Here is a 2,666-nt window from a genome sequence, read left to right as displayed (position 1 = left end):
CTCGGAGGCGAACGCGACGCCCTTGAAGTAGTCCTCGAACTCGTACGTGCGCACGATCTCGTCGCCGTCCCGCTCCCAGCCCTCGGGGAGCCGGCGCTCGACTTCCTCGTCGGAGAGGAGTTCTGCCATGGGCGACCCGTCGTGCGCCAGTCACATAACCGTACCCGCCGACAGGCCGAAGGGCTCGCGCGACGACCCCCCGCACGATGGACGCGAACTGGTCGCTCACCGTCGCGACCGCGGTCGGCGCCGTGCTCGTCCGCGCGGTCGCCCTCGCGGCGACCTCGCGGGCCTCACCGGGCTCGCGGCGCTGGCGCCGCCGCTGGTCGCCGGCGTCGTCGCGGCCGCAGGAATCAGGCTCGGGTACGGTTAGTCCTCGGACTCGGCGGGCGTCGCCTCCCCGGCGGGCGCGTCGAACGGCATCCCGTCCTCGAAGTCCGGGTCGAACAGCTCGAGGGCGGTCGCGATGGTCGACCAGTCGTCCTCCTCGGCGGCGTCCCGCAGGCTCTTCGTCGGCGCCGCCAGCAGCTGGCTGACCAGCGCGTCCGCCATCGACTCCAGGACCTCGCGCTCCGCCTCGGAGACCTCGCCTTCCGCGGCCTCGAGCTTCGAGACCGCCGTGGAGACCTCGCGGGCCTTCAGGCGGTCGGCGCTCTCGTACATGCGCGCGATGACCTCGTCGGCGCGCTTGCGCTTGTACTGGGCGAGCAGCCGCTGGAACTCCGCCTCCAGCATCGACTCGACCTCGCGGGCGGCGTCCTCGCGCTGCTCGCGGGTCGACGCCGTGACCGCCTCGAGGTCGTCGAGGTCGTGGACCGCGACGCTCCCCAGCTCGGCCGCGTCGGGCGCGACGTCGCGGGGCTGCGCGAGGTCGACGACGACCGTCTCGCCGGCGTCCGCCAGCGCCGCCTCGTCGAGGACCGGCTCCGGGCTGCTGGTCGCGGTGACGACGACGTCCGCGTCGGCGGCGTACTCGCGAGCGTCGTCCAGCGACGCGGTCTCCGTCGGGGTGTCGACGGCCTCGGCGACGCGGTCGGCGCGGGTGGTCGTGCGGTTCGCGACGACCACGCGGTCGACGCCCGCGCTCGCGAACGCCTTCGCCGCGAGCGCGCCCATCTCGCCAGCGCCGACGACCAGCGCGGTCGCGCCGTCGAGGGCGAGCTCGTCCTCGACGAGGCGGACGGCCGCGCTCCCGAGCGAGGTGACGCCCTCGTTGATGCTGGTCTCGGTGCGCGCGCGCTCGCCGACGTGGATGGCCTTCGTCACCGCCTGCCGGAGCACGTGGCCGATGGCGCCCGCGTCCTTCGCGGTGTCGTAGGCGTCACGGACCTGCCCGAGAATCTGGTCCTCGCCCACGACGAGGGACTCGAGGCCGGCGGCGACCCGGAGGAGGTGGCGCAGGCTCTCCTCGTGTCCCATCGCGACGGCGCCCTCCGCGGCCGGGTCGAAGCCCGCGGCGGCGAGCGCGCGGCGGCCGTCCCGCGGTTCGTCCGCGACGACGTACGCCTCCGAGCGGTGGCACGTCTGAATCACGAACGCTTCCTCGACGGCTGGCTCGACGAGCAGCGCGTCGAGGGCGTCGGCTTCGCTGTCCGCACTCGCGGCCTCGAGCTCCGAGAGGGAGGCCGACTCGTGGGAGACGCGCACGCCCGAGACGACACCTGTGTTTCCGTTCACGTGGACCACTCTGAGTTGCCGACGACGTCGGCGGCGACGTCGTCGGCTCGTTGCCGGGCGTTTGTCCCACCAGTACGTAAAGCCTTCCAAACCGGCCCCGAGCGCACCACCGCCCGCACCGCGTTCCGGCGGGTCTCGGGGTCGACGCCGGCCGCTCGCAGGTCCGCGCGCAGGTCCCCGGTCAGTTCGGCCATCCCGCCCGCACCCGCCAGTTCGTCCTCCAGTTGCTCGCGGAGGTACTTCGAGAGCGCGGGGCTCGCGCCGCCCGTCGCGACGGCGACCGTCACGGGGTCGTCCCGAACCGTCGCCGGCACCACGACGCTGTCCGCCTCGCGGCCGCCGGATTCGTCCGCGCGGTTCACGAGCGCGCCGCGCTCGCGGGCGGCCTCCGCGAACGCGTCGTTCACGTCGCCGTCGTCGGTCGCCGCCACCACAAGCGCGGGGTCCGCGCGTGCCACCCAGTCCGCGGCGTCCTCCGGTTCGGGCGCGGCCTGCACGCGCTCGGCGTCACCGAAGTCCGCGTCCGCGAACGCGGGGCTGAGCACGAGCACGTCCGCCTCGCGGGCGAACGTCCGGGCCTTCCGCGCCCCGACCGGGCCGCCGCCGACGACGAGCACGGTCTCCTCGGTGAAGTCGTGGAACAGCGGAATCACGGCAGCGCCTCCCCGCTCATGCGGTGTTCGCGTCCGCGCGCTCGGCGAGCCGGATGCCCGTCTTCTTCAGGATGCGCGTCGAGAACAGCGTGTCCCAGTCCTCGTCCTCGACGTCCCAGTACTCGGCCATCACGTCCCGCACTTCCTCGATGCGCCGCTGGCTCTCCTCCTCGCTGCGGCCGTGGGTCATCGCGAAGAAGTTGTACTCCCAGACGCCGTCGTGGCGCGGCCGCTCGTAGCAGTGGGTGACGAAGTCCAGGCTCGCCACGGCGGGCCCGACTTCGCCGACGAGGTCGTCGGGGACGGTCCCCAGACGGTCATCCCGTTCTCCGTGTA

At 73.5% G+C, this 2,666-nt stretch carries 3 protein-coding genes and 1 pseudogene; all 4 read right to left on the bottom strand.

Annotated features, from left to right (window positions below; all coding sequences use genetic code 11):
- Positions 1-129, bottom strand: a 129-nt coding sequence (locus tag GJ634_RS14830) for a 4a-hydroxytetrahydrobiopterin dehydratase (protein WP_197425556.1), incomplete at its 3' end; no start/stop codon positions are given.
- A gap of 240 nt (positions 130-369) precedes the next feature.
- A complete protein-coding gene (gene hemA, locus GJ634_RS14825) occupies positions 370-1,677 on the bottom strand; it encodes a glutamyl-tRNA reductase (protein WP_331714206.1) in 1,308 nt (435 codons plus the stop codon).
- Positions 1,674-2,330: a bifunctional precorrin-2 dehydrogenase/sirohydrochlorin ferrochelatase gene (locus tag GJ634_RS14820; RefSeq protein WP_331714205.1), complete on the bottom strand. Its 657-nt coding sequence runs from the start codon at positions 2,328-2,330 to the stop codon at positions 1,674-1,676. Before GJ634_RS14820 ends, hemA begins: the two co-directional genes overlap by 4 nt.
- Positions 2,331-2,346: 16 nt before the next feature.
- Positions 2,347-2,666: pseudogene (locus GJ634_RS14815) on the bottom strand (Lrp/AsnC family transcriptional regulator); the annotation flags it as partial.

The organism is Halobacterium sp. CBA1126 (assembly GCF_009741975.1).
Lineage (GTDB): Archaea > Halobacteriota > Halobacteria > Halobacteriales > Halobacteriaceae > Halobacterium.
Note: the sequence above shows the minus strand (reverse complement) of the source record. Positions and strands in the feature narration are given on the sequence as shown.